This is a genomic window from Knoellia aerolata DSM 18566 (assembly GCF_000768695.1).
Classification (GTDB): Bacteria; Actinomycetota; Actinomycetes; order Actinomycetales; family Dermatophilaceae; genus Knoellia; species Knoellia aerolata.
The window spans coordinates 1-399 of record NZ_AVPL01000191.1; the positions used below are offsets into that span (position 1 = coordinate 1).

Annotated in this window: 1 protein-coding gene; it reads left to right on the forward strand. The window is 79.4% G+C overall.

Going from position 1 to position 399, the window contains the following annotated elements; genetic code table 11:
- The coding region (locus N801_RS21265; protein WP_035941190.1) for a hypothetical protein at window positions 1-399 on the forward strand (399 nt) is incomplete at both ends.

Here is a 399-nt window from a genome sequence, read left to right on the forward strand (position 1 = left end):
GGCCGCGGCGGCCCAGGTGGAGGTCGGCGTGACGTCGGCCCGGCGCGACCTCGAGCGCGCCACGACCGTCGCGCGGCAGGCGAGGCAGGACGAGGAGACCGAGGCCGAGACCTCGCGGGTCCTCGCCGCCCGGCACGCCGACTGCCCCTGCGGGGGTGGTCTGACGGGTGAGGAACCGCCGCCCGCTGCCGGCCCGCGCGGCGGCTCCGAGCGTTCGGTCGATCCCTCAGCGATCTCCCGGGTCCATGACCGGGCCGTGGCGGCCGTGGAGGGTTGGCGGGACGCGGTCGCGCTCCACGAGGCGGCGGCGTCGCGCTTCGCCGTCGCCCACGCGACGGCCCTGTCCGCCGCGGCCGAGGCCGGCTTCGACTCCCTCGACGACGCGGCGGCCGCGGTGCG